General features: G+C 48.5%; 28 protein-coding genes and 1 pseudogene. 5 read left to right on the plus strand and 24 right to left on the minus strand.

From position 1 onward, the window contains the following. The first annotated feature begins 38 nt into the window (after positions 1-38). Genes C6P39_RS07865 through C6P39_RS07875 form a run of 3 tightly spaced genes read left to right on the plus strand, consistent with a single transcriptional unit; the run spans position 39 to position 2,268 of the window. Positions 39-884, plus strand: coding sequence for an ABC transporter ATP-binding protein (locus C6P39_RS07865; RefSeq protein WP_104803373.1), 846 nt, complete (start codon positions 39-41; stop codon positions 882-884). Then, positions 881-1,561, plus strand: a complete 681-nt coding sequence (locus tag C6P39_RS07870) for a fluoroquinolone export ABC transporter permease subunit (protein WP_104803374.1) — start codon at positions 881-883, stop codon at positions 1,559-1,561. The genes C6P39_RS07865 and C6P39_RS07870 overlap by 4 nt, the downstream gene beginning before the upstream one ends. Next, positions 1,558-2,268, plus strand: a complete 711-nt coding sequence (locus C6P39_RS07875; protein ID WP_104803375.1) for an ABC transporter permease — start codon at positions 1,558-1,560, stop codon at positions 2,266-2,268. The genes C6P39_RS07870 and C6P39_RS07875 overlap by 4 nt, the downstream gene beginning before the upstream one ends. A 76-nt stretch (positions 2,269-2,344) precedes the next feature. On the opposite strand, the gene C6P39_RS07880 is transcribed toward C6P39_RS07875, so the two are convergent. From C6P39_RS07880 to C6P39_RS07925, 10 genes are all read right to left on the minus strand, one after another. After that, a complete protein-coding gene (locus tag C6P39_RS07880; RefSeq protein ID WP_095174676.1) occupies positions 2,345-3,091 on the minus strand; it encodes a DeoR/GlpR family DNA-binding transcription regulator in 747 nt (248 codons plus the stop codon). Further along, positions 3,081-4,733, minus strand: coding sequence for a phosphoenolpyruvate--protein phosphotransferase (ptsP, locus tag C6P39_RS07885; protein WP_104803376.1), 1,653 nt, complete (start codon positions 4,731-4,733; stop codon positions 3,081-3,083). The genes C6P39_RS07880 and ptsP overlap by 11 nt, the downstream gene beginning before the upstream one ends. A 125-nt stretch (positions 4,734-4,858) precedes the next feature. Continuing rightward, complete coding sequence (locus C6P39_RS07890; RefSeq protein WP_095174674.1) at positions 4,859-5,116, minus strand: HPr family phosphocarrier protein; 258 nt, start codon at positions 5,114-5,116, stop codon at positions 4,859-4,861. 27 nt (positions 5,117-5,143) lie between these two features. Beyond that, the gene (locus tag C6P39_RS07895; RefSeq protein ID WP_104803377.1) at positions 5,144-7,057 is read right to left on the minus strand and encodes a PTS fructose transporter subunit IIABC; all 1,914 of its coding nucleotides are present in this window, start codon (positions 7,055-7,057) and stop codon (positions 5,144-5,146) included. A gap of 15 nt (positions 7,058-7,072) precedes the next feature. Further along, the gene (gene pfkB / locus C6P39_RS07900; RefSeq protein WP_095174672.1) at positions 7,073-7,975 is read right to left on the minus strand and encodes a 1-phosphofructokinase; all 903 of its coding nucleotides are present in this window, start codon (positions 7,973-7,975) and stop codon (positions 7,073-7,075) included. 315 nt (positions 7,976-8,290) lie between these two features. Further along, a complete protein-coding gene (locus tag C6P39_RS07905) occupies positions 8,291-9,250 on the minus strand; it encodes a hypothetical protein (RefSeq protein ID WP_104803378.1) in 960 nt (319 codons plus the stop codon). A 414-nt stretch (positions 9,251-9,664) separates the two neighbouring features. Beyond that, the gene (locus tag C6P39_RS07910) at positions 9,665-10,234 is read right to left on the minus strand and encodes a PduL/EutD family phosphate acyltransferase (RefSeq protein WP_095174670.1); all 570 of its coding nucleotides are present in this window, start codon (positions 10,232-10,234) and stop codon (positions 9,665-9,667) included. A 239-nt stretch (positions 10,235-10,473) separates the two neighbouring features. Further along, on the minus strand, positions 10,474-11,094 hold the full coding sequence (locus C6P39_RS07915) for a hypothetical protein (protein ID WP_095174669.1): 621 nt from the start codon (positions 11,092-11,094) through the stop codon (positions 10,474-10,476). 3 nt (positions 11,095-11,097) lie between these two features. Next, complete coding sequence (locus C6P39_RS07920; protein WP_104803379.1) at positions 11,098-11,391, minus strand: hypothetical protein; 294 nt, start codon at positions 11,389-11,391, stop codon at positions 11,098-11,100. 114 nt (positions 11,392-11,505) lie between these two features. Beyond that, a complete protein-coding gene (locus C6P39_RS07925) occupies positions 11,506-12,546 on the minus strand; it encodes a zinc-dependent alcohol dehydrogenase (protein WP_104803380.1) in 1,041 nt (346 codons plus the stop codon). Between C6P39_RS07925 and C6P39_RS28705 the strand changes: the two are divergent. Then, positions 12,504-12,683 (plus strand): annotated as a pseudogene (locus C6P39_RS28705) (DUF6783 domain-containing protein); the annotation flags it as partial. The gene C6P39_RS07925 and the pseudogene C6P39_RS28705 overlap by 43 nt on opposite strands. 84 nt (positions 12,684-12,767) lie before the next feature. On the opposite strand, the gene C6P39_RS07930 reads toward C6P39_RS28705, so the two are convergent. The 5 genes from C6P39_RS07930 to C6P39_RS07950 form a co-directional block, all read right to left on the minus strand. Further along, positions 12,768-13,769, minus strand: coding sequence for a Gfo/Idh/MocA family protein (locus tag C6P39_RS07930; RefSeq protein ID WP_095174666.1), 1,002 nt, complete (start codon positions 13,767-13,769; stop codon positions 12,768-12,770). Positions 13,770-14,118: 349 nt separating this feature from the next. Next, positions 14,119-15,441: an alpha-glucosidase/alpha-galactosidase gene (melA, locus tag C6P39_RS07935; RefSeq protein WP_104803381.1), complete on the minus strand. Its 1,323-nt coding sequence runs from the start codon at positions 15,439-15,441 to the stop codon at positions 14,119-14,121. A 99-nt stretch (positions 15,442-15,540) separates the two neighbouring features. Next, positions 15,541-16,377 (minus strand): carbohydrate ABC transporter permease, encoded by an 837-nt coding sequence (locus C6P39_RS07940; protein ID WP_104803382.1) that lies wholly within the window; start codon positions 16,375-16,377, stop codon positions 15,541-15,543. A 151-nt stretch (positions 16,378-16,528) separates the two neighbouring features. Continuing rightward, positions 16,529-17,410: a carbohydrate ABC transporter permease gene (locus tag C6P39_RS07945; protein ID WP_158661492.1), complete on the minus strand. Its 882-nt coding sequence runs from the start codon at positions 17,408-17,410 to the stop codon at positions 16,529-16,531. Between the two features lie 27 nt (positions 17,411-17,437). Next, positions 17,438-18,727 carry an ABC transporter substrate-binding protein gene (locus C6P39_RS07950; RefSeq protein WP_158661493.1) on the minus strand — a complete coding sequence of 430 codons (1,290 nt, stop codon included), beginning with the start codon at positions 18,725-18,727 and terminating at the stop codon, positions 17,438-17,440. Between the two features lie 213 nt (positions 18,728-18,940). Between C6P39_RS07950 and C6P39_RS07955 the strand changes: the two genes are divergently transcribed. Then, on the plus strand, positions 18,941-19,804 hold the full coding sequence (locus C6P39_RS07955) for a helix-turn-helix transcriptional regulator (RefSeq protein ID WP_158661494.1): 864 nt from the start codon (positions 18,941-18,943) through the stop codon (positions 19,802-19,804). Between the two features lie 276 nt (positions 19,805-20,080). On the opposite strand, the gene hisE is transcribed toward C6P39_RS07955, so the two are convergent. From hisE to hisZ, 9 genes are all read right to left on the minus strand, one after another. Next, positions 20,081-20,407, minus strand: a complete 327-nt coding sequence (gene hisE / locus C6P39_RS07960) for a phosphoribosyl-ATP diphosphatase (RefSeq protein WP_095174660.1) — start codon at positions 20,405-20,407, stop codon at positions 20,081-20,083. Next, positions 20,404-20,745, minus strand: a complete 342-nt coding sequence (hisI, locus tag C6P39_RS07965) for a phosphoribosyl-AMP cyclohydrolase (RefSeq protein ID WP_095174659.1) — start codon at positions 20,743-20,745, stop codon at positions 20,404-20,406. The genes hisE and hisI overlap by 4 nt, the downstream gene beginning before the upstream one ends. 3 nt (positions 20,746-20,748) lie before the next feature. Further along, positions 20,749-21,507 (minus strand): imidazole glycerol phosphate synthase subunit HisF, encoded by a 759-nt coding sequence (hisF, locus tag C6P39_RS07970; protein WP_104803386.1) that lies wholly within the window; start codon positions 21,505-21,507, stop codon positions 20,749-20,751. Further along, positions 21,501-22,226, minus strand: coding sequence for a 1-(5-phosphoribosyl)-5-[(5-phosphoribosylamino)methylideneamino]imidazole-4-carboxamide isomerase (gene hisA / locus C6P39_RS07975; protein ID WP_104803387.1), 726 nt, complete (start codon positions 22,224-22,226; stop codon positions 21,501-21,503). The genes hisF and hisA overlap by 7 nt, the downstream gene beginning before the upstream one ends. Then, on the minus strand, positions 22,223-22,828 hold the full coding sequence (gene hisH / locus C6P39_RS07980) for an imidazole glycerol phosphate synthase subunit HisH (RefSeq protein ID WP_095174656.1): 606 nt from the start codon (positions 22,826-22,828) through the stop codon (positions 22,223-22,225). The genes hisA and hisH overlap by 4 nt, the downstream gene beginning before the upstream one ends. After that, positions 22,825-23,406 (minus strand): imidazoleglycerol-phosphate dehydratase HisB, encoded by a 582-nt coding sequence (hisB, locus tag C6P39_RS07985; RefSeq protein ID WP_095174655.1) that lies wholly within the window; start codon positions 23,404-23,406, stop codon positions 22,825-22,827. The genes hisH and hisB overlap by 4 nt, the downstream gene beginning before the upstream one ends. A gap of 97 nt (positions 23,407-23,503) precedes the next feature. Further along, the gene (hisC, locus tag C6P39_RS07990; RefSeq protein WP_095174654.1) at positions 23,504-24,556 is read right to left on the minus strand and encodes a histidinol-phosphate transaminase; all 1,053 of its coding nucleotides are present in this window, start codon (positions 24,554-24,556) and stop codon (positions 23,504-23,506) included. A gap of 3 nt (positions 24,557-24,559) precedes the next feature. Continuing rightward, positions 24,560-25,210, minus strand: coding sequence for an ATP phosphoribosyltransferase (gene hisG, locus C6P39_RS07995; protein WP_187144033.1), 651 nt, complete (start codon positions 25,208-25,210; stop codon positions 24,560-24,562). Positions 25,211-25,399: 189 nt separating this feature from the next. Beyond that, on the minus strand, positions 25,400-26,605 hold the full coding sequence (gene hisZ / locus C6P39_RS08000) for an ATP phosphoribosyltransferase regulatory subunit (protein WP_242986988.1): 1,206 nt from the start codon (positions 26,603-26,605) through the stop codon (positions 25,400-25,402). Positions 26,606-26,724 lie beyond the last annotated feature (119 nt).

Genomic DNA, 26,724 nt, shown 5'->3' on the forward strand with positions numbered 1-26,724 from the left:
TTTATTTAGTTATAGTCATATAGTATGGAGGAGTGAATATGATCGAAGTTAAGGAACTGGCTTTTAGTTATACCAAGAAGGCGTTTATAGAGGGTATGGATTTTTCGGTTGGGAAGGGGGAGATCTTCGGATTTTTGGGACCTTCGGGGGCGGGGAAGAGTACCTTGCAGAAGATTTTGATTGGATTGCTCAGGGATTATCAGGGGTCTGTCAAGGTGAATGGGGTGGAATGCAGGGAACATAACAATGGATTTTATGAACAGATCGGTGTTGATTTTGAGTTTTCCACTATGTATGAGAAGATGACGGCAGAAGAGAATCTCCGCTTTTTTGCTTCGCTGTACAAGAAAAAGGGGCGGGATATTGGGGAACTGCTGGAATCGGTGGGGCTGGAGAAGGATGGGAGTAAAAAGGTGTCCGCCTACTCCAAGGGGATGAAGGCCAGGCTTAATTTTATAAAGGCTTTGCTGCATGATCCGGATCTGCTTTGTCTCGATGAACCTACCAGCGGACTCGACCCTGCCAACAGCAGGGTTATGAAGGATTTGATCCTGAAGGAACGGGAGCGGGGGAAAACCGTTTTACTCACTACGCATAATATGCAGGACGCGTCAGAGCTCTGTGACAGGGTTGCTTTTATTGTAAATGGCAGGATCATGGCTTTGGACAGCCCTCATAATCTGATCATGTCCAAAGGGGCGGCCCGGGTTTCCTACTCCTGGATGGAGGAGCAGGAACAGACGGCTGATTGTCCGCTGCATCTCATATCCCAGGATGAACGACTGAGACAGTTGATCCTGGAGAACAGGCTGCTGTCCATCCACAGCAGTGAACCGACACTGAATGATATTTTTATGGATGTGACAGGGAGGACACTGGTTTGAGATTAAAGGCAATGATATTGTGGGATGTGCGTTCACAGATGAAATATGGGTTTTATTTTCTCTATGGGGTCTTGACTGTGCTTTATCTGGGGATACTGTATGTCATGCCCGCGTCCTGGCGGCAGCCGGCTGCCGTTCTATTGATCTTGTCAGACCCGGGAGCAATGGGATTGTTTTTTATGGGGGCTATTGTACTGCTGGAAAAAAGCCAAAGGATACCTTACGCTTTTGCTGTCTCACCGGTTTTGGCTGCGGAATATATTGCTGCCAAAGCAGCTTCCCTTTGTTTTATAACTCTTATTGTGGCATTTGTGCTGGCTGCTGCAGCGGGCATGGAGCATCTCGGGCTTATGGCAGCCGGTACGGCGTTCTGCTCTGTTATGTTTACGCTGCTTGGCATTATCACAGCTGCGAAGATCCACAGCCTGAATCAGTTTATTCTCTGGACTGTGCCTGTTGAAGCCGCGGCATTTGCTCCGGCAGTGCTGTATTTGTTTGGAGTGCTGCCCAAAGGGTTTCAATACTACCCTGTAAATCTGTGCTTGGATATGATTGCCGGGAATTGGCCGGAACCGGGCGGAATACTTATATTATGTTTGACCATGGGCGTATTGTTTTTCCTTTCCGGGAAGAGTGTGAGCGCTATGTGGAAACATGCGGGAGGTGTAAGTTTATGAGAGCCGTACGAATGTGTTTTCTGCAAATGCTGCTGTTTATCAAAAAGGATAGGATGCTGTCTGCCGCCTGTTTCGCTCCGCTGCTTGCCGGTGCGGCTTTCCGTTTCTTGGTCCCCGTACTGGACAGGAAAATGGCAGGATGGTTTTCCGGTACTCTGATCTTGAGGCCTTATTATGGGCTTATTGATGTGCTTTTTTCTATGCTGGCATCCATAATGTTCTGCTACGCTGCCGCAATGGTCATACTGGAGGAGGTGGATGACCATATTGCGGGGTATCTGTTTGTGACGGTTCTGGGGAAAGAGGGATATCTTTTGGCAAGACTGGGGATCCCTGCCGCAGCGGCATTTGTGTTTACCGTGATCCTTCTTCCTTTCTTCAGGCTGCATGGATCCGGTATTTCATCTATTGTATGCCTGGCGGCAGGCGGCGCCCTACAGGGTCTTATCCTTGCTCTGCTGATTGCAGCACTGTCTGCCAATAAGCTGGAAGGGATGGCTGTGACAAAGCTCTCGTCCCTTACTGTTATGGGGGCGGCTGTTCCGTATTTTTTTCATGGAAATGTGCAGTACGTTTTCTCTTGGCTGCCCTCCTTCTGGATGGGAAAACTGGCCTATCACGGGGAATTGCTGTATATACTTCCCATGATGGCCACGTCGGCCTTATGGATATGGTTCCTGGTCAAACGGTTTGTAAATAAAATATGACGGCGTATTCCATACGCAGAAAAAGCACCGCAGAACAGGGCACGCTGCACTCTGTTCCTCGGTGCTTTTATGGTTTTCATCTGATGACAAGGATATTCCTGCATCCTCCGAAGGATTCGGGAGGTGCCTGGTCTGTCAGAACCTCCGCAGCATCAAACGACGCAAAGGTGACGGAACTGATGTTACCGAACTTTGCCGCGTCCGCCAGGATATACCGCCTTCCCGACTGTTCCAGGGCTGTCTTTTTTACCAGGGCCTCATTGTAGTCCGGTGTTGTATAGCCTGATTTTCTGCTGACGCCGTTTGCGCCGAAGAAACCTTTTGTGAAATGAAAGCTCTGGAGGCTTAGGATTGCCTGGTTGCCCACCACGGCCTCTGTGGTCCCTTTCAGCTCTCCACCGATCAAAAGGACACGGAAATTAAGAGCTGCCAGGCGTTGTGCATGGGATACGGCATTTGTCACAAAAGTTACGGATCTCTCTGTGACATAGTCGATCATGTATCCTGTGGTGGTTCCGGCATCCAGATATATAAAATCATCCGGAACGATCAGGGAGGCGGCATAGCGGGCAATGGCCTGCTTCTCCTCCTTATTTACCCCCACTTTCTGGGCAACGGAAGGCTCAGCAGCCGTGAATGCCGCGTCCACTGCCACCGCACCGCCGAAAACCTTCACCAGCTTTCCCGCCCGGTCCAGGGCAGTCAGGTCACGGCGGATGGTGGACTCTGAGGTGTTCAGCATTTCCTTTATCTCCGTGACTGTAATACTCTTCTTTTCATCCAGAAGTTTCAGTATTTCTTCAAAACGTTTCTCAGTCAGCATTTTTTTTCCTCTTGTATTCTTCTACATCTGTCTCCAGAACGATCTTTCGGATTGGGAGGATACGCCCCGGTGAAACAGAGAGTTCATCCACTCCCATAGCCAGAAACTCTTTGGTAAGGCTCAGATCCGCTCCCAGCTCCCCGCAGATGCCAGCCCAGATGCCTGCCTTGTGGGCATTCTCCACAGTCATACGGATCATAGAAAGGACAGCAGGGTGATGGGGGTCATAAAATTCATCCAGTTTGGGATTCTGACGGTCAACGGCCAGGGTATACTGGGTCAGGTCATTGGTTCCGATACTGAAAAAGTCCACCTCTTTGGCAAGGTCAGCGCTCACCATGACCGCTGCCGGCGTCTCTATCATAATGCCCTGTTCCGGCACCCGAAATTCCATATTCTGCTCCTTAAGCTCTGCCTTGACTTCCTCCGCAATTTCCTTTATCCGCTTTATTTCCCACAGGCTTGTTATCATGGGGTACATAACTGCCAGATTTCCGTATACGGCAGCACGGAACAAAGCCCTAAGCTGTGTCTTGAATATTTCGGGACGGGTCAGGCAGATGCGGATGGCACGGTAGCCCAGAGCGGGGTTTTCCTCCTCATCCATCTCAAAATAGCTGCACTTTTTATCAGCGCCGATATCCAGGGTACGGATAATGACACGTTTTCCGGCCATAGTCTCTGCAACTGTCTTATAGATCTTAAACTGTTCCTCCTCCGTGGGATACTCCTCCTTCTCCAGATAGATAAATTCACTTCTGAAAAGGCCGATCCCGCCGGCATCGTTCTGTATCACAGTAGCCAGGTCTTTTATATTTCCAATATTAGCATATAGCATGACTTTTTTACCGTCAAGCGTTATATTTTCTTTTCCCTTTAACTGCTGGAGAAGTTCTTTTTTCTCCTCTTCCTCCTGCCGGCGTCTCTGCATTTCAGAGAGGATCTCCGGGTCCGGGTCTACATAAACCGCACCGTTCGCTCCGTCCACCACGGCAAGCTTTCCGTCCACCTGTGCATCCAGGGGGATCTGTGTACCGATAAGGGCGGGGATTCCCATAGTACGGGCCAGAATGGCTGTATGGGAGTTTACAGAGCCGTGTACTGTGACAAAGGAGAGCACTTTGTCCTTATCAAGCTGTACGGTCTCGGAGGGTGCCAGGTCATCTGCCAGAATAATGACCGGTTCCTCTGTGTTCACCGTACTTTTTGCACCGCCGCCCAGGACCGCCAGGATACGCTCGGAAATATCTTTTACATCAGCAGCACGCTCCCTCATGTAATCATCCTCCATGGAGGCGAACATCTGAGAGAAATTATCACTGGTTGCGGCAACCGCATACTCTGCATTCACTTTCTGGGTTCTGATAATGTTCTCAACAGATTCATTGTAGTCATCATCCTCCAGCATCATCTGATGGATCTCAAAAATAGCAGCGTTTGCTTCGCCCACCTCTTTTACAGCCTTCTCATACAGGGTTTTTAACTGTCTAACCGCCTCCTCTTTTGCCTGTGTGTAGCGCTGCATTTCTCCCTCTGTGTCCTCTGTCTTTACACGTTTTACCTGCTGCTCCCCTTTCCGGTAAACACATATTTTTCCAATGGCAATACCGCCAAATACACTCTTTCCTCTATATTCTTCCATCTCTGTGCTCCTTTCCCCGTAAGCGCGTTTGAAACGGGATCTTTAAACGCGCTCCAGCCTGAAAAGAGCTGCTGCAGCTATTCTCTGCAGCAGCTCTTTGCCTACTTGAATGTGTTTTGTCCTGATTACAGATTTTCCTGCATAAATTTGCTCACTGCCTCATAAGCAGCCTCTTCATCTTCCCCTTCAAAGGTCAGGGTCACTTCCTGTCCCTGTTTCACTCCAAGACCCATGATACCGAAAATCCGCTTGCAGTCTCCCTCTTTTTGGTCCTTCACCAGCTTGATGCTGCTGGCAAATCCTTTTGCCACTTTCACTAATTCTCCTGCCGGACGTGCATGGATCCCTTCCGGGTCTGTGATGGTGTAATTAAATTCTTTCATGGCATTTCTCTCCTTTTATATGATTTTTTATTCCGTTACTTTCTTTTTAAAAGCTCCCAGCAGACCTGCGGATACAACCGTTCCTGCTACCAGCGCCACCAAGTACATCACCGCATTGCCCACCACAGGGAAGACGAAAATCCCGCCGTGAGGAGCCATCAGTGTACAGTTAAAGAGCATACTCAGCGCACCGGCCACACCGGAGCCGATCATGCATGCCGGGATCACATGAAGCGGGTCGGATGCTGCAAAGGGGATCGCGCCCTCTGTGATGAAGGCCAGGCCCATAATAAAGTTGGTAGGGCCTGCTTCCCTCTGTTCTTTTGTGAATTTATTCTTAAACAACAGGGTTGCCAGGGCAATGGCACAGGGCGGTGTCATACCCCCGATCATGACCGCTGCCATAATATCGTAGTTTCCGGCAGCAATGGATGCTGTTCCGAACACATATGCCGCCTTGTTAAACGGACCTCCCATGTCTATAGCCATCATAGCGCCCAGGATCAGTCCTAAAATAATCTTACTGGACCCGCTCATGCTTGTCAAACCATTGTTCAGCGCAGTGTTGATGCCGCCCATGATGGGCTCCACCACAAAGGTCATGAGAAGCCCCATGAGCAGAATTCCCACCACCGGATAGATCAGGACCGGAGCGATCTTCTCGATGGCCTGCGGAAGCTTATCGCACAATTTGCGCAGCAGTCTGATAAGATATCCCGCCGCAAAACCTGCCGCCAAGGCTCCCAGGAAACCGGATTGACCCTGGGAAGCGATCATACCGCCCACAAAACCAACCGCCAGGGCTGGCCTGTCGCCGATTGCCATGGCAATGAATCCCGCCAGGACCGGAAGCATAAATGCAAATGCTGTACCGCCGATACTCTTAAACAGAGCCGCCACCGGGGTGATGGTACCGAAATCCGCTCTCTGATCAATGGGAAGGGAATTCATATCCACACTGAAACCGTCGATCAGAAACGCTATGGCGATCAGGATACCGCCGCCCACCACAAAGGGGAGCATATGGGATACACCGTTCATGAGCTGGGTATAAATCTGGTGTCCTACGCTGCCGCTGCTCTTTGCCTGAGAACTCTTCTGCACTGCGCCGGAAGCGTGATATACAGGGGCATCTCCGTTTACGGCTCTCTCAAGCAGAGCGTCTGCCTTGCTGATTCCGTCTGAAACCTGGCACTCGATCACCTTTTTGCCGTCAAAGCGGTCCATGGGGACCTGGGCGTCCGCGGCCACAATAATACAATCTGCTTCCCGGATCTCTTGGTCTGTCAGCACATTCTTGGCGCCGCCTGAACCTCTGGTCTCCACTTTCACGAAACATCCCTTCGCCTTAGCCGCTTTCTCAATCCCTTCTGCCGCCATATAGGTATGGGCTATTCCCGTTGGGCAGGAGGTGACAGCCAGAATCTTTGCCTGCCCTTTCTGCTCTGTGGACGGCTCTGTCACGCGCTCATCAATATCCGGTCTTTCATCATCTGCTTTATCTATGATCTCCAGAAATTCATCCACAGACCGGGCGTTTCTCAGGGAATCGGAAAATGCCTCATCCATCATTAGAACCGACAGCTTACTGAGTACATCCAGATGTACATTGTCTTTTGTGTTGGGTGCAGCGATCAGAAAAATAAGGGTCACCGGCTCGCCGTCCAGGGCATCAAAGTCAACGCCGTCCTTTACCACCATGGCCGCAAGGCCCGGCCTGTCAACCGCATCACATTTTCCGTGGGGAATGGCAATTCCCTCACCGATACCTGTAGTGCTCTCCTCCTCCCTTGCGTAAACCTGCTTTCTGTAGGCTTCCTCATCGTTGATCTTACCGCTCTTTGCCATCAGAGCAACTACCTGGTCAAGTGCCTCCTCTTTGTTTTTAGGCGCACCGTTCAGGGAAATACTTCTCTTGTCCAGTAAATCCGTTATTCTCATACTTGTTTCCTTCCTTTATATGGTTTGATAGACCGCTTCTATTTCCTCACGTTTTGCCAGATATTCTGAAAATGCACTGGCACTTCCCGCTGCGATTCCCATATGAAATGCATGGACATAATCCTTTTTCTCCATCCACCCGGCCAGAAATCCGGCTACCATGGAGTCACCCGCCCCCACAGCGTTCACAAGATCTCCCTTGGGGGCCGGGGCTATATGACAGCTTCCGTCTGAGGCCGCCAGCACCGCGCCTTCCCCTGCCATGGATACCAGCACATTACATGCTCCCATCTCCTGCAGCTTTCTGGCATAGGGAATGACTTCCTCCCTAGTCCTGATCTCTGTATCAAATATTTCTCCAAGTTCATGATTATTGGGCTTTATCAGGAACGGATGGTATTCCAGTACATTGACCAGCAAATCCCTGGTGGCATCCACCGCAATCATGATCCCTTTTCCTGTGAGACGTTTCATGATGTTCTTATAAATGTCATCCGGCATGGATGCCGGGATACTGCCTGCCAGGACCAGCACATCCCCCTCACGCAGTCCGTCCAGTCTGCTCAGAAGTTCCTCTACTTTTTCTTTTCCTATGTCCGGCCCCTGTCCGTTGATCTCTGTACCGTCAATGGATTTCAGCTTCAGGTTGATTCTGGAGACCCCTTCCCGGATCTGGATGAAGTCCGCCTTCACCCCTATCTCCTCCACTTTCCTGCGGATCTCATCGCCTGTAAATCCAGCGATAAATCCCAGGGCGGTGTTTTCAATCCCCAGATTCTTCAGCACTGTGGATACATTGATCCCCTTGCCGCCCGGCAGCAGCAATTCGGAATCTGTCCTGTTAGTCATGCCAAGCTGAAAATCCTCAACGGAAACGATATAATCCAGTGACGGATTAAATGTGACCGTATAAATCATATGGCTTCCCTCCTGTCCGGTTGTTCCGGTTATCTCTGTTTTATTAACTATCTGTATTATACAACCATAATCGTTCAAATTCAATCAAATTAATTCACGAAAATCACGGTTTATTTTGGTGCAATATGCACAGTTTTGAATGTTTTAATGCTTTATAAAACATTTTCATTCTTATTCAATCACATTCAGTCACGCGTATTCTCCTGTCATCATGGATAAAGAAAAAAACCGAAGATAGAAAGATATCTGCTTTTAATATCTTCCTTCTTCGGCTTTCCTATACCATATCTTTACTTTTTGTGCGGGATGATCCATTTACCGTACAGCCTGCTCCTGTTTTTCTCCCCTTAAAAGTCTGGCTGCAATCTCCACATCAGTGTCCTCAGGATAGTTCTGCATAAGAACCGCGATCTGCTTAACATGTAAGACATCTATTTCCAGTACCTCTGCAATTTCTATTGCCGCGTAACCTTTTTTTATTTTTTTTCTTATGCAGCGTATCAGATCCGCTTTGCCTTTGGCCAATCCCATCTCAATACCCTCATCATAAAATAATTGTGCCACCTTATTCATTCCAATCGCCTCCTTGATCCTTTTTGCGTACTCTTTATCTATGATCTTATCCGCAAAGGTCAAAATTCCGGACAGCGCCTGTATACGCTGTTCTTCGTTCTGTATCCCCCCTGCCAGCTCCACTGTTTTCTCAGCTAAGGCCTGTTTTTCTTCTCTTCCTTTAACGGTCAGCGGCAGGATGATCAGCTCCAGTAATTCATCATCGCCAAGGGCTTCCTTGTTTTTTATTTTGTCCTGTATTTTTCGGAACACCTCTTCTGTTTCAATCCCCAGAAGATATGCAGGCTCTATTTTAAGCTGCATACATCCCACATCCATAATATCAGGATCTACCTCTCCGATATCTGCCGAAAAGATAATGATCAGGTGAAGGATAGGCAGTTTTGCCCTGTGCTCATCTGTATTCCGGATCCTTTCCTGTCTGATGAAACGCTTTAAGATCCTGGCTATGTAGTTCACATATTTTACCACATCCTTAATGGTAAACGTACTCTCATAGTCTATAAGTGCAAGGGATCCATCCTCAAGGATAAATAGATTATCCAGCCTTAATTCATTGGCTTCTATAGCAGGGAGGTTTGTGGGTCTGCAGTCCTTGATCCGTATATGCGGCAGTCCATACACAGCAAGGCTTTTGTCTATCAGTGTGTCTGCAAAATATTTCAGTGTAATATCTTTGTTTTGATATGCAATATCACTCATGTGTTTCTCCTCTTATTATATCGTTATATATTGGGAATTACAATATAAAAACACTTTACAAAAGCCTCACCAACTTCCTGTTATAAATCTTAAAATGTGGAAAACCGCAGAAACTGCGCAGATATAAAAAGCAGAACGCTTTTGAATATGTTCTTAGATTAGCAGAGTTCAATGGGTCTGTCAATATCCTTTTTACAGTGGGATCGCAGCGAAAAAAAGCGCCCGGAAAATACCGGGCGCAAAACTGTTGAAATAATATGATTGCTTTTTTGTAATTATTCAGTAAGTCTGCGCATTCACTGCGCTGACCATAAGAAAGTGTATCACAGCCAAGCAAAATCCCGTCACCAAAGGCGATTCTGCATGGATTTTTACCTGTAACTGTGAGGGTACTGAACAGTCACGCTTTTTTGATTATTTTGTCATTTCTCCGTAGCACTCTTTTCCAGGAGCTAAAGCGTTAGCTTCATCTGTGTCAATGTGTGCTGCTGTTGCGTAGGATGCGCTTACGCGTACTACTACATCACCGAAAGTCAGGGATCTTCCGTTAGGAGATTCAATGTCCAGTTTAACGATATCTTTGTCTTTCACGCCTGCCTTTTCAGCATCTTCCGGAGTCATATGTACGTGGCGTTTTGCAGCGATCACGCCCTCTGTCAGTTCTACTTCACCTTCCGGTCCAACTAACTTACATGCACCTGTACCTGCGATATCGCCGGACTCACGGATTGGAGCAGCTACGCCGAGGCTTCTTGCATCTGTCAGGGATACCTCGATCTGTGTATCTTTTCTGACTGGTCCTAAAACGGACATTTTCAGGCTGCCTTTGGAACCGATCACTTCAACTTTCTCTTCACATGCAAACTGTCCCGGCTGGCTCAGCATTTTTTTAACGGTCAGCTCATGGCCTTTACCAAACAGGATCTCCAGATGTTCCTGGGATAAATGTAAATGTCTTGCAGATGTTTCAACTAATACTTTCATTTCATATCCTCCACACAATGATTTCAATTCTCATTCTGAATTGACATCTTTTTCAGAACGTTATCTATTCTTAATTATAACTTTTTTGGGGGGCTTGTCAACGCATCTGGGAGGATTCTTTTGGAACTTTTTGCATTTTTCACCGTACATGGCTCGAAAGTGAGAGCTATCCCTTCAGGCTCGAAAAGCTCATGTAACAGAAGGACATGGTACAGTATCACAAAGTACGGGAGCTGTTGTCACTCCTCGCCGGTGCTTTTTGGAAGTTTCTTCTTCAGATAGTCATATTCCGCCATAATGCTTCTGGTTATCTCATCCTCCCCAAACCGGTTGTCCGGCTGGTAGATCTTTAGGAGTGCCCAGGCACGCCGTTTTAGTTCCTCCTGTGAACGGATGCCCTTAAAGTAATGTATCTTACGTTCACTCTCTCCAATGGTGGAATTTCTCACGCTGTTATAGACTTTATTGCTGTCCCAGTCATAATCCGCCCATTTATATCCGGTCTTTTTATGTACGATATTTACGCTCTCCAGAGCTGTTTTGTAGAACTTCATGATCCAGCTGCAGATTCCCTCCAGCACCACCATCACGGCGCCTACGCCGGCTCCCGGCACATATGCCAGAACGGCTGCTATCAGAACGCTGATTATAATTGCAGCGATTCCCGGACCGCGTCCCTGAATCTGCAGTGCTATCTGCGCAACGACGCCTATCGTCAGAACCACTGCTGCCAGAATGCACACAAACGTTACCAATGCTCCGCAGACTTTTAAAAAAAACTGAAAACACCTTGCCAGTAAAAATACGCAGAAAAGTACAGGTGCCGCGATCACTTTCCCTGCTGTTTTCAAAAACTTCATCTTTTATCCCTTATCGTTTTCCTTATACCGGACACTGCCCGGTATCTCTAATTCCTCAGTAACTGTCAGCCTCTTCACAATTATGAACAAACTCCGTGACGCCTTAACTTGGGGATGGACTTTTTGTCCGGCTGCCGAATAGTTACATTTCTCGTAATTATTCAGCAGGTCTGCGCATTCACTGCGCTGACCGTAAGAAAGTGTACCACGGCCAAGCAAAAATCCCATCGCCAAAGGCGATTCTGCATGGATTTTTGCCTGTAACTGTGAGGGTACTGAACAGTTACCATTTCTCATTCTTTTTCCTTGTTTAGTTTAACACAATCTTCCATGAGAGGGAAGGGAAACATAAAAAATAACGGCCTCTGAGGATTTCCCCCTAAGGCCGTAAATAAAAGTCTATTCTTTATTTTACCGGAACTGCACCCCCATCTTTACGCTGCTGGCCGGGTTCCTGTCAATGCTCATGTAGGTATCTGCCGCCTCGTCTATGGATACAACCGGATCAACGATATTCTCGCATTTTAGAAGACCTTTTGCTAGCATATCCCAGCAGGTATCACAGATCCTTTCAAAGCTCCATCTGGGGTATTCCCGGTTCGGCTCACTGCAGGCTCTGGAAATGATGATATTTGGCTGATTGAAATGGGCTTCTCTTCCAAGATTCAGGCCGCCCTGGCATTCGTGATACCACCCAACAACTGCCACATTTCCATTATAGGCTACGCCCCGGATTGCCTGCTGGAGGGCATAATAGTTTCCGCTGGTCTCTATCACTACATCCGCGCCGCGTTTGCCTGTAGCCATCTTGATCTCCAAGCCCACGTCCACGGATGAGGAATCAAGGGCAAGGTCCGCACCGTTATCCAAGGCCACTGCCCGCCGTTTTTCGATAGGGTCGCAGACAATGACTTTTGCTGCCCCTGCCAGTTTTGCGAACTGGGCCGCAAGCAGACCGATGGCTCCCAGGCCGGAGACCACCACGTTATCTCCCACTCTCACCTGACCGTCACGGATCCCTCCCAGGGCAAACTGGGCCGGGTCGTAGCACACAGCCTCTTTCCAGGTCATGCGCTCCGGCATTTTAAAGGCTTCCCGGGCTTTCAGGGTGTGGGTGCTTTTGAGCGGGCCGTAGCCTGCAATGCGCTCTCCTATTTCAAATCCCTGTACTTCACTCCCCATCTCAGTAATATGTCCAATCCACATATTTCCCGGCCGCATGAAAAACGGTTTTTCCGCAGCCTCTTGGCTCTCTCTAAAAAGAAGATACTCCTCATCAAATATATTTTCCAGGAACGGGTCCTCTCCCCGGAAATGGGTAAACTCTGTTCCGTGTTTTGCGGCGGCGAAATCCACTTTGGCACGGATCTCGTTCTCTTTTACCGGACTATCTTCGTATTCTCTGAGGAATGCCTTTCTCGGTTCTGTTGAAACAATCTCTTTTCCTGTCATTTTATCTTCTCCTTTATGTGAATCATTGTAACTATTCAGTAGGTCTGCGCATTCACTGCGCTGACCGTAAGAAAGCATTCCGCAGCCTAGAGTGTGACGTACAGCTTGCCGAAAGCAATTTTCAAACACACTCTAGCAAAAATCCCATCGCCAAAGGCGATTCTGCATGGATTTTTGCTTGTTACTGTGAGGGTACTGAACAGTTACGAATCATTTATTTTTTATTCCGGCACCACACATGCCCCGTTTTTTGCGGAGGACTCCACCACCGCACTTACCAGCTGCAGACCTTTCAGTCCCTCAGGCACACCGGCCATATTTTCTCTTCTGCCGCGTATCGTTTCTATAAAACAGCAGTCTTCCAGGTATGTGGCATCCACATCCTCTGCAACCGTCTCTGTATGGGGAGTTTCCTCATCCGTAAAGGTGAAGACCGCATGGTTATGGTCCATGAAATCAGCGGTCATATGCTGGCATATTACCCGGAATCTGCCGTTCCACTGTTCTTTCACAGAACAGTTGGAGCCGCATATGGAACCCAGGGAACCGTTTTTAAAATGTATACTGCAGACACTGGTGTCCTCAATGGTATATCCCTCCACATCCTGATGGCAGAGGTTGGCGATATGTCCATTCACGCAGTCCGCATCCCCCATGAGATACAAGCCCATATCATACAGGTGGATGACTTGCTCAAAGACCTGCCCGCCACATTTTGTGACATCCCGCCACCAGGGGCCGTGAAGGCTGTTGCACTCATAATCTGCCATATACAGGGTGGGCCTCCCGGCTTTTCCGCTGTCCATATATTCTTTCCATTTTCTGACGGCGCTTCCGAATCTCATATGGTACCCCACCTGGGAAACAATATGATTGCGCTCTACCGCGTCTGCCATGGACTTTCCCCGCTCCACATTAAGGGCAATAGGCTTTTCGATAAATACATGAATCCCCCTATCTGCGGCTGCTTCCAGCTGTCCGCTGTGGGCGAAGGGCGGCAGGCAGATATACAGTGCGTCAAGCCCTGCATCCTCTATCATACGGTATCCGTCATCATAGATCCCGCAGTCCAGATGATTTTCGCAGGCAAAGGCCCTGGCATCATCTGCGGGGGAGGAACAGAGTCCTGCAATCTTAACATTTTCCATTTTCATCATGCTGCGCGCATGGGCTTTTCCCATGTTTCCCATGCCCAGCACGCCTACTCTCAACACTTTCTCCATGTAACTGTTCTCCTTATCATTTCCGTATATGCCCTATTGGAGGGCTTCCAAAAGTCGTGGGACTCCGGCCCCTCATCACACTTTATCCTAATGTCATCTGTATTTCGGCATCCATGAACCTTGGACCTGCGGCATCTCATCACACTTTATCCTAATGTCATCTATATTTCGGCATCCATGAGCCGTGGGCCTCCAGCATCTCATCACATCTTATCCTAATGTCATCTGTATATCGGCATCCATGAGCCGTGGGCCTCCGCCATCTCATCACACTTTATCCTAATGTCATCTATATTTCGGCATCCATGAGCCGTGAGCCTCCGGCATCTCATTACATCTTATCCTAATGTCATCTATATTTCGGCATCCACGAGCCGTGGGCCTCCAGCATCTCATCGCACATGGCCCTGATGTCATCCATGGACAGCTCTGCCGCCGTATGGGGGTCCATCATGGCTGCCATATAGATATCCTCTTTCCGCCTGGATCTTGCAGCCTGCATGGTAAGCAGCTGGACATTGATATTGGTACGGTTTATGGCCGCACACTGTTCCGGGAGGTTTCCCACATAGCAGGGATGGATTCCGTCCCGGTCCACCAGGCAGGGAACCTCCACGCAGGCATTTGGAGGGAGATTTGGTATCAGGCCTGTATTCTGTACGTTGCCGTGAACACGGTAGGGAACATCATTCTCCATGGAATTTATGATAAAAGATGCAAACTCACGGCTCTTTTCATGCTTGATCTCCGCATTCTGCACCAGTTCCCCGCGCATCTGCTTCCAGTCACCGATCTGTTTGATACAGCGCTTTGGATATTCGTCCAAGGGGATATTATACCTCTCGATCAGTTCCGGATATCTGTCTTTTATGAACCATGGTGTGTATTCCGCATTGTGTTCTGATGACTCTGTTATGTAGTATCCGAATCTCAGCATCATCTCGTAACGGACTTTATCCCAGTCTGCGTCGTATGCAGCCTCACCATTCAAAAAGGCGGCCGCCCGCTTTTTGATCTCCGGATACAAATCCTTCCCTTTACCGTCCTGTACCTTTAAAAGCCACGCCTGATGGTTGATGCCCGCAATCTCCCACCTGGTCTCCGGCACCAGTTCTTCCATATCAAGGGCCTTGAAGAGCTGGGGAATGCAGACCTGAACGCTGTGGCACAGTCCAATGGTTTGTATTTTCGTGTAGGTCTGCAGATACCCTGTCAGCATAGCCATAGGGTTGGAATAGTTGATGAACAGAGCATCCGGGCAGACTTCCTGCATATCTTCTGCAAATTCCTCCAGCACCGGTATGGTGCGCAGTGCCCGGAATATACCGCCTATGCCCAAAGTATCTGCTATGGTCTGACGCAGACCGTATTTTTTCGGAATCTCAAAATCCGTGATAGTACAGGGATCGTATCCGCCTACCTGAATGGCGTTTACCACATATTTCGCCCCTCTCAGGGCCTGTTTCCTGTCTGCGTGAGCCTCGATCCTCACTTTACGCCCCGCATTGGAGGCGATATTCTCCAGCATTTTTCTGGAATCTTCCAGCCGCACCGGGTCAATGTCGTGCAGCGCGATCTCTAAATCCTGTATTTCGGGTGTCAGGATACAGTCCCCCAGCACGCTCTTGGCAAAGATCGTGCTGCCTGCCCCCATAAAAGCTATTCTTGGCATATGTCCCTCCTGTTGTAATTATTATATCTTCTGTTAATCTCTCAGCAGGCCTGGGCATTTACTGCGCCGGCCGTAAGAAAGTCATGTTACGGAAATCCCTCAGCTCTTCATTCCTGTGATCGTAATTCCCTCAATGATATATTTCTGCGCAAACAGATAGACCATCAGCACAGGGATCACCGCAATGGTCGAGGCAGCCATGATTAGCGACCAGTCCACCGTATATTTTCCCTTAAACATATTTAGAAGCAGGGGTACCGTATATTTTTCCTGAGAATTTAAAAATATCAGGGGTGTATAAAAACTGTTCCAGTTCCACATAAAGGAGAAGATTCCCAGGGAAGCCAGTGCGGGCTTCACAAGAGGAAGTACGATCCTGAAGAACATGGAACCATAATTTGCCCCATCAATGATCCCCGCCTCCATCAGCTCATCAGGCAGTGCCATAATAAACTGTCTGCATAGGAATACTCCCATGGGCATATAGGCAGCTGTCATCAAAATAATGGACAAATGTGTGTCAATCAAGTTAAGCTGGCTAAAGATCAGGAACAGCGGAATGGAGATCACGGTATAAGGAACCATCATGACCGCAATAAATCCGCCAAACACCACCCCGGAGCCCCTGAACCTAAGTTTCCCCAGCGCATAACCCGCCATAGCGGAGGTGAGCACCTGTCCTGTCACATTGATGACAGCCAGCTTCAGACTGTTCAGATATGCTGTCCCAAAGGGAAGTGCTGTCATGGCCTTTTTGTAATTATCCCAGTGGAAGATTTCCGGTATCAATTTGGGCGGGTAGGCAAATGCCTCCTCAGAGCCCTTAAAAGACGTGGATATCATCCATAGAAACGGGAACAGCGCAAGTACAGCCATAATTATGAGTATCACCTGGACCAGCAGGGTATTAATCCGTTTATTCTTTTTATTTGTCATCCTCTCACCTACTCTCCGTAATGGTAACAGTTCAGACAAACTGAACCGTTACGCATCCAGCCATTAAAAATCGCTTCGCGATGGGCTGGATAAAGCTAGCACTACTTTTTCATACGGTCAGCGCAGTAAATGCGCAGACCTATCTGAACTGTTACCCGTAATGAACCCATTTGTCAGAAAGCTTAAACTGTATCACAGACACAGCCACAACCACAAAGAACAGGATCAGTGCTGCCGTGGATGCCTTCCCCAGTTCGTAACTTTTAAATGCCGTCTGATAAATGTGAATTGCCATAGTATACGTCTTCTTGGCCGGTCCTCCCGAAGTCAGCAGGAACATCTGGTCAAAGACCTGAAACGCATTGATCATGGTGGTGATAGTCACCAGCAGTGTGGTTGGTGAAATTAGAGGCACCGTAATATTGAAAAACACCTGCCGTTCGTTGGCGCCGTCTATCTTCGCCGCGTCCACATAAGTTCTGGGGACATTCTGCAGCCCCGCCAGAAACAGTACAATATTATATCCCAGCCCCCACCAGATGCTCATAACGATCACCGCCCCCATGGCCGTGGAGGGGTCGCGCAGCCATTCTTTCCCCTGGATCCCGAAAAATTTAAGTATCATGTTCAGAATCCCAAATTGAGGCTGGTAAATCCAGGACCATACCACCGCTATCCCCACAGAGGTGACAATCTGCGGCAAGAAAAAAACCGCCCGGTAAAACATTTTCCCCCATGCCTTATTCAGAAGCATGGCAAGCCCCAGAGATAAAACAATGGAACACGGCACATAGATCACGGAATAGAGAAGCGTATTCTTAATGGCGATGGCCGTATCCGGGTCTGTAAACACTGCCTTAAAATTCTGAAATCCCGTAAATACCGGAGAACTGAATCCATTCCAATCAAAAAAACTCAGTACAAAGGCAATCACAATGGGTATCATGCCAAGGCAGACCAGACTGATGAGCTGAGGAAGGATAAACACGATTCCCCATCTGTTTCTGGATCTTTCCAGTTTACTTTTCTTCATATGTCCATCCCTTCCCCACATACCTGATCACTTCTGAAGTTCATCATCAACTGTCTGAATGATATTTGCCAGGGTCTGCTCCACATCCTGCTCTCCCACGAGCAGTTTCTCCACCTCGCCTGTGACAGAATCCGTCATACCCGGGTGAAGTGCCTCTGCCTTTGGATATACCAGTGCAATATCAACAGCATCCAGGAAGTTCTGCGCATGTTCCGGTGTTCCTGTCAGTACAATCTCATCCAGTCCGTCAACTGTGGGAACCGCATTGCCCTGCCCTTCCATCCTGATCTTCTGTCCCTGTTCACCACAGTAGAAGGATACGAATTCCCACACCGCGTCAGGATTTGCTGTCTTCTTGTTGATCACCAGCGGTGTTGCCGGCATAGCGCAGACTGCCTGTGAAGGCTCCTCATAATAAGGGAAGGGAACCACATCATATGTAAAACTCAAATCTGTAAAGTCCGCCACATACCAGCGCCCTGCATACAGCATTCCCGCCTGCCCTGAGACAAACAGGGTATCCGGTGACTCTCCGCTGGTAAGGGAGCCTGCAAAAGTAAAGGCTTTTGATTTGATATTGCTGTCCAGATAAGTCAGCCCCGCTTTCGCCCGCTCAGAACTAAATTCAGATTTTGACATGTCATCTGAATAGATTGGATCCTCTGCCGAGAAAAGGAAGGAGTAAAGCGGCCCCCACCAGTTTTCATACACAAATCCCACCTTGGATGCGTCCCTGAGCTGTTCTGATACCTGCTGCAATGCCTCAAAATTCCATTGGCCCTCATCCACATATTCCTGAGGTGTCTTAATATCCAGACCCTTAAACAAATCAGCATTATAATAGATCACCATAGGGTTACAATCTACCGGAACCCCTGTTACCTTATCCTCAAACGTATAGTTTTCCAGTAGGTTCTCCGGCACATCCGCCCGTTTCAGGTTAGAGTCCCCATCGTCCAGGTACTTGGAAACATCCAGCAGCATGTCCGACTTATTCAGTTCCCCGTACGACGCCTCCTCCGAGTAAAAACAGTCAGGGGCCTCCTTTGACTTGAGCTGTGTCATGATCTTCTCGTTATAATTGTCCCCCGGCACACCTACAAAGGTCACCTCAACATCCTCACTCTGCTCATTAAACGCATCCACTGCCTTCTTATACTGCTCCAGCTCCGCTGCCGAACCCCCGACCATGAACCGAACGTTGTCCTTTCCGTCAGCAGTCTTCCCTTCGTCTCCACCGCTCTGGCAGCCCCCTAGCACTAAAGTCCCCGTCAATCCTGTCACCAATGCTGCCGCTAACATTTTTCTTCTCAACATACTTTTTACCTCCTTGGCAATACCTTCTCTGTTTTCCATGTTTCCATCAGCATTTCTTACCGGCTGATAACTGCTTCGCACCTTAACAGTTACTATGGTTTTAATTATAAAAGATTCCCTTCAAAACAGAATACCTTCTCTTGTCCTTATGATGGATTCATGTTGTTTTTTGTGCATATTAATATTATACTGAGAGAAAAAGGGGGATTCATTATGAAAATTGAGGAATATTACGCATCGAAAACAAAAAGAGATGTAAATTTAAGATACTGCGGATATGAAGAATGCGCACCCGATTTCCGCATGCCGCCCCACACCCGTTCCGAATACCTGATACACTACATTACCCAGGGCCAGGGAAGCTACATCTGTGAGGGGCACACTTATCCCATTCGGCAGGGAGAACTCTTTATCATATATCCGTCTCAGCTTGTCAGCTACCACACCTCCCCGGAAGACCCGCTGCATTTTTGCTGGCTTGCTTTTATCGGAGAAAACGCCGACACCCTCACAGACCAACTGGGGTTTTCCCACAGCTCCCCTGTACGCAAGCTTCACCCCCAATACTCCATAGATGAAAATATCCGAACCCTGGCGGAGCACCTGTCCTCTGTAGGCTTTTGCAACGACTTCACCATCCAGTCCCTCATGTACTCCATCTTCTCCAACATTGCCCAGTCCTACAGTCTCTCCGGCAATTACCAGAAAGAGAGTCAGACCATCCTCTTTGAGCACATTGGAAAAGCAAAATCCTACATCAAATGCAACTACATTTACCCCATCACCGTCCAGGACATTGTGGATCACGTAGGTCTGGAGCGCAGCTATTTCTCCAAAATATTCCACAAATTCACAGGCACCACAGCCCAAAACTATCTCCTGAACGTCCGCATCCAGCGCTCCAAACTTCTACTGGAGCGTACAGACTACACCGTCCGTGAGATCTGTTCCTATGTGGGCATGAAAGACGAATACTACTTTTCCAGGGCTTTCAAACGTTCTGTGGGTCTCTCCCCCACCCAATACCGCCAGAACGTCCGGCAGGACACTGCATCTTCCCCCGCCGCATCCACTTAAAATAGGCATGCAGCGTTACTGTTTGCTGAATTTTCTGTGAACAGCGGCAATAGCCTTACCATGTTTATTAAATGTTTTGCATTTTCCAAATAATCCCTATGTCTCATCGAAAACCAGGAATATGCCGAAGGAAAGGGAAGGGCTCCGGGGCAACGCAATCATTTATCCCACCATAAAAAGCGGCTGCCCCGGACACCTTGCACCTAACATGCAAAGTTCCCGGACCAGCCGCCCAGTTCCTTCTTATCCACAACCTATTCAAGATCCACAACCTATTCAGGACTCATGATCACTTTCATGAAACTTCTTAAGATTCCCAATCTTCTGCCGTCTCTCTTCCAGGATCCCTTCCACTTCATCAATGGAAATCCCACTCTCCACCATCATAACCACCAAATGATAAAGAAGATCACAGATCTCATTAGCTGTATCCCCATTCTCCCCATTCTTTGCAGCAATGATCACCTCGCTGCACTCCTCACCGCACTTTTTCAAAATTTTATCAAGCCCCTGCTCAAAAAGATAGCAGGTATAAGAACCTTCCTGTTTTACAGCCTTGCGTTCCAAAGCCACATCATACAATCCTTTGATCACATCCATCATAAAGGCCGCCCTCCTTTTTCTTTTTTCCATATATCTTTAAAAAAGCAGCTATGTGCCCCTGTATGACAGGCAGCGCCTGTCTGTACTACTGTTACGAGCAAGGTATCATTATCACAGTCTGCTTTTATATCAATCACCTTCTGAACATGTCCGGAAGTGGCACCTTTGTTCCACAGCTCCTGTCTGGAGCGGCTGTAAAACCAGGTATATCCGGTTTCAAAAGTTTTCTGAAGACTCTCCCGGTTCATATAGGCCAGCATGAGCACCTCCCCTGTGCCCGCTTCCTGTACAACGGCAGGTATCAAATCGCTCTTTTCAAAATAACATTCTAAATCCATCCTCTACCTCCTGACCGGAATCCGTTCTTCTTCCAGATGTTCCTTTACCTGTTCCACCGTCAGTTCCCGAAAATGAAACAGGGAAGCTGCCAACGCTGCATCCGCTTTACTCTCCTTGAAAACCTCAGAAAAATGTTCCAGTTTACCACATCCGCCGCTGGCAATGACCGGTATGGATACCACCTCACAGACCGCATTGGTAAGCTCCAGATCGAAACCGTCACGGCATCCGTCTGTATCCATGGAGGTGAGCAAAATCTCACCTGCCCCAAGCTGCTGGCACTTCTGCGCCCATTCTATGGCATCCAGACCTGTATCAATCCTTCCGCCGTTCACCACGACTTTGAATCTGCCCTTCTCATCCCTCTTTGCATCAATGGCGACCACCACACACTGGCTCCCGAATACTGCTGCCGCCTCCCTGATAAGCTCAGGGTTTTTCACCGCTGCTGAATTGACGGAAACCTTGTCGGCTCCGGCCCGGAGGATTTCCCGGAAATCCTCCACTGTACGGATGCCTCCCCCTACTGTAAGGGGTACAAATACATGTTTTGCTGTCCTGGACACCACATCTGCCATAGTCGCTCTTCCCTCATGGGTTGCTGTGATATCCAGAAAGCAGATTTCATCTGCTCCCTGCCTGTCGTACATAATGGCGCATTCCACCGGATCTCCCACCTCTTTGATTCCCACAAAATTCACGCCCTTAACCACTTTGCCGTCTCTTACGTCCAGGCAGGGTATAATTCTCTTTGCTAACATGACTGCTCACCTGCTTTCTCTACCGCCTCACACAGATCAAGAGCGCCTGTGTAAACGGCTTTCCCGCAGATACATCCGTATAGATCAAGCTTTTTGCAGTCCGTAATATCCTTTATGGAGCTTACTCCTCCGCTGGCAATGATCCTGCAGGATACCCTTTCATTCAGCTTTCCCAGCTGTTCCGTATTGACTCCCGTAAGGGTGCCGTCCCTGGAAATGTCTGTATAGATAATGGTTCTGACTCCGGCCTCTTCCATGGCCTGTGCCAAATCCAAATAGGTGACATCACTTTTTTTGAGCCAGCCCTCTGTGGCCACCATACCGTTTTTCGCGTCTATGCCCACAGCTATTTTCTCACCAAATTCCCGGACTGCCTCTTTTACAAGAGACGGATCTTTTACCGCCACGGAACCCAAAATGACTCTCGAAATGCCTTTTTCCAGAAACCGCTCTATGGTTTCCATGCTGCGGATTCCCCCGCCCACTTCCACTTTAAGGCCGGACTCTCTGGCCACTCTCTCAAAAATCTCTTCGTTTACAGGCCTGCCGTCTTTGGCACCATCCAGGTCCACCATATGTATCCAGGAAGCGCCTGCCGCCCGGAAGGAAGCTGCCGTATCATAGGGACTTTCCGCCACCTGATGGGCGGTTGCATAATCGCCTTTGACCAGCCGCACACACGTTTTGTCTTTTATATCAATTGCAGGTAATATAATCATTCTCTCACCAGCCTTGCAAAATTTTTCAGAAGTTCCAGCCCCACAGCACCGCTTTTCTCAGGATGGAACTGGGCGCCGTATACATATCCCCGGTGTACCAGAGCGGGGATCCGCTCGTTATATACCGTATAACAGGAAATATTCTCCTCCCCGGTCTCTGCCCGGAAGGAATGGACAAAATATACATATGCATCCTTTGACATATTCTCTGTCATGGCACAGGGATTTAAAACTGTCAGGTCATTCCATCCCATATGGGGAATCTTAAGGCCATTGCCGTCAATAAGCTGCACACAGCCCGGTATCAGTCCGAGGCCTTCTGTCTCCCCGAATTCATAACTCTTTTCAAAAAGCATCTGCATCCCCAGGCATATGCCCAGAAGAGGCTTTTTCTGTGCCTCCTCCTTTATGACTTTTGCAAGCCCCTGCTCCTTGAGCATACGCATGGCATCAGGAAAAGCCCCCACTCCCGGCAGTATCATGGCATCTGCACAGCAGATCTCTTCACAGTCTGCTGTGATGACACTCTTCTCTTCTAAAAAATCAAGGGCATTCTTTACACTGAAAAGATTACCCGCCCCGTAATCAATGATCGCTATCATGCCAGCATCCCCTTTGACGAAAGTATTTTTCCTCCATTTGGTTCCAAAGCCTCTTTCAGGGCATGTGCCGCCGCCTTAAAAAGGGCCTCGATCTTATGGTGGTCGTTTTCCCCATAGGGACACCGCAGATGCAGGGTGATTCCGCCATTAAATGCAAATGCCCGGAAAAACTCTTTCACCATACAGCAGTCCAGGGTTCCCACGCTCTGATTGGCAAACTCCGCGTCGAATACCAGATAAGGCCGCCCGCTGATATCTAAGGAGCAGAATCCCAGCGCTTCATCCATGGGAATATAGAAGCTTCCATATCGCCGGATACTGCCTTTGTCACCCAGAGCCTTTGAAAACGCCTGCCCCATGACAATGCCCAAATCTTCTATGCTGTGATGGCAGTCAACCTCCAGGTCACCTTTCATATCCAAATCCATATCAAACCCGCCGTGTACACAGAAGGCCTGCATCATGTGGTCAAAAAACCCCACCCCGCAGCTTCCCATATAACGGCCGCTGCCGTCCAGATTCCATCTCAGCCTGATATTCGTCTCCTTTGTTGTCCTCGTTATCTCTCCGATCCTCAAATCAGCTTCCTCCTTTCCCATTTTCTATATTTGCATTTAACTGCTCAGTCTTTTCACCGTAACAGGAAAAAATCAAAAATCTTCAGACCGCATTCTTTCAACGCAGCAGTTCATCCAACACCCGTATCACCGCATCGTTTTCCATTTTCCTGCCGGCTGTCACCCGCAGATAGCCGTTCATGTACCGGATGGAAATGCTTTTCTTTTTCATCTCTTCAAACACCAAAGCCGCATCCTTTACCTTCATGAAAATAAAGTTTGTGGTAGTTGGATATAAGTTCAGGATATCCGCTTTTCTGTCTTTCAGCTCCAAAAGCTCCTGATACAGTTCATCTCTGGATTTCCGGATAGAACGGATACAGTTCTTAATATAATCCGGATGGTCCAGGATCGCACAGCCCACCGCCTGTGTCAGGGAGTTCACGTTATACGGGGACTTTAATGCGTGCAGGATATCTGTCAGCTCTCTGCCCGCCGCGGCAAATCCCAGACGGATAGCTGCCAGGCCCAGGGCCTTGGAACATGTTTTCAGCACAATGAGGTTGTTGTATTTCTCTATCACATCCAGGACAGAGCCTTCGGCAAAATCCATATACGCTTCATCCACGATCACCAGGGCATCGGTACCTTCAATGATCTTTATAATATCATCCCTGGAAAGCTTCAGGGATGTGGGATTGCAGGGGTTGGAAAAAATAAGCAGCCTGGCATTTTTCTCCTCTGCCCGCTTTAATATATCCTCCGCGCTTGTCACCATATCTTCGGCTTTCTGCAGCGCCTCCACACGGATATGATTCATCTGCGCATAGAAGGTGTACATGGAGAAATCAGGAAGGGCTACCAGCATGGTGTCCCCGCTCTCCAGAAAATTAGGCACAATAAGGGAGATCAATTCATCAGAACCGTTTCCCGCAGTGAGCAGTTCAGGCTTTACCTGAAAGAAATGGCCGAATTTTTCACAGAGTTTTACTGCAAAGGGATCCGGATAACGGTTGAATTCCACCTGTTCCACAGCCTTCAGCACATCCCTGCGGATATCATCCGGGAGGTTCTGGAAACTCTCATTGGCATCCAGGCGGATATCATAGGCCTCTGTCACCGGCTCATATATCTCCAGTTTCTTTAACTTCTCCGGGATTGTATACGCCATGACCTACGCCTCCTTTGCCCTGCGCTTCTGCACATCGTTTTCCATTTTGTCTATTAAGTTCTCGATCTCTTTTTTTCTGAGCTTCATGCTGGCAATGTTCACGATCAGTCTGGCACTCACCGGACACACATCCTCAGCCACTACCAGCCCATTTTCCTTCAGAGTGGTCCCTGTCTCCACAATATCCACAATGGCATCCGCAAGACCCAGGACAGGTGCCAGTTCCACACTGCCCTCAATCTTCACAATATCCACGTCCATACTCTTCTGTTCAAAATAATTCTTAGCCACATTCACATATTTACTGGCAATGGTCAGATTGTGGTAGCCCTCGTACAGATTCTTACCTTTTACTACCGCAAGGGCAAATTTGCATTTTCCGAATCCCAGATCTGCCACTTCATAAAAGGTACCGCCCTTTTCCATGATGGTGTCTTTTCCCACAACGCCCATGTCACAGACGCCGCTCTCCACATAGGTGACCACATCGGCAGCTTTTGCAAGCACTACCTCAATCTCACCGTCTCCTATGGGCATGATCAGTTTTCTGCCTTTTTTTCTCGCATTGGTACAATCATATCCAAGACGTTCCAGCATATCTATTGTTTTACTCTCCAAACGCCCTTTTGTAAGAGCGATTCTAATTGGTTTCATTATTCTGCCTCCCAGTGAAAGATTCCGGCCTACAGCCGTATCAGTTTTTTCAGTATAACTCAAGGTAATAACCGGAGGGTTCGGTGAGGATGATCTTCTGAGAGTGCAGGTGTAAAAACGGAGCGCAGCGGGCTGCGCTGCGTATTTTACACCTGTGCTGTCGGAAGATCAGACCAGCGAAACATCAGGTTATTTACCGGGAGTTGTACGGGTCAAACAAACTGTGATATCTTCTCCCACCAGGTGTACTTTCGGTATCCCTCTCATTTTTGCATAATCAAATGCTTCTTCCATGGTATCAAACACACAGTTCTCCGTCAGCACGCCCTGGTCCTCCAGTGTCCTGCGATGGTGGACTGCTTTTGATAAGTACTTCATATCCGGCGCAAACACCAGAATCTCCGGTATGGCTTCCGGCATGGGCTGGACCTTCTGGCTGGCCAGGTCCACATTGATGCAGAAGCCCACAGAGCAGTGGTCCTCCCCAAACTCGTTTAGGAGTGTATCGTAACGGCCTCCTGACAAGACTTGTTCCCCTATTCCCCGGAAATATCCCCGGAAAATAAGGTCTGTGTAATACTCTGCCAGATTCACAAGGCCCAGGTCAATGATCACTTTATCCCCAAGCCCAAGGGTCTGCAGATATTCATAAATACCCTTCAGGTAGTCAAGGCTCTCTCTTGCGCCGTTCTCATCGAAAAGCTCATACGCCTTTTCAAAGACCTCCGCTCCGCCGAAGAGTCTGGGCAGCTTCAAAAGCGCCTGTGCTGCCCGGCTGTCCTGGTATTTACCCAGCATATCGGTGAGGGAGGCATAATTTTTCTGCTCGATCTGGAAACGTATATCCTCTTTTGTATCCTCATCCACATCCAGACTGTCCATAATCGCCTTGAAATATCCGATGTGGCACAGCTCCAGGCGGTATTTGCCCCCGCTTATGACATCCAGGCTCCTGGATGCCAGCTCCACCACCTCCAGGTCACTTCTCAGCGGTACACCGCCGATGAGTTCAATGCCCACCTGGTTAATTTCGGTGCTCTTTCCTTTCAGCTCCGGAAACATGCGGTAAATATTCTGGTTGTAAAATAAACGGAGCGGCATCGGCATCCCTTTTAACCGGGTAGCCGCCAATCTGGCCGCAGGCACCGTACAATCCGGGCGCAGTACCATAAGTCTCCCTTTATGGTCTGTGAGTTTGTACATGGTCTCCTTGGGCAGATATTTTGCCGCCTTTCCAAACACATCATAAAATTCCAATGCAGGTGTCATCACCCGCCGATACCCCTGGGCGCCAAACAGGTCCTTCAGGGTTTTTGTCACCTGGGAACGCTGGTCGCACTCTCCAAACAGCAAATCTTTTGTTCCGTCCGGTGTTACTTTATCATAATATCTCATTTGCTGACCCTGCCTTTCTGCGTTATTTTTCATACTGTATGCTGCACATTTGCTGCGCTTTAATCTGTAAAATGCCATTTATGCTCTGCCTTATAAGTATATATATCTTGTGCCCCGCC

The organism is Blautia marasmi (assembly GCF_900258535.1).
Classification (GTDB): Bacteria; Bacillota; Clostridia; order Lachnospirales; family Lachnospiraceae; genus Blautia; species Blautia hominis.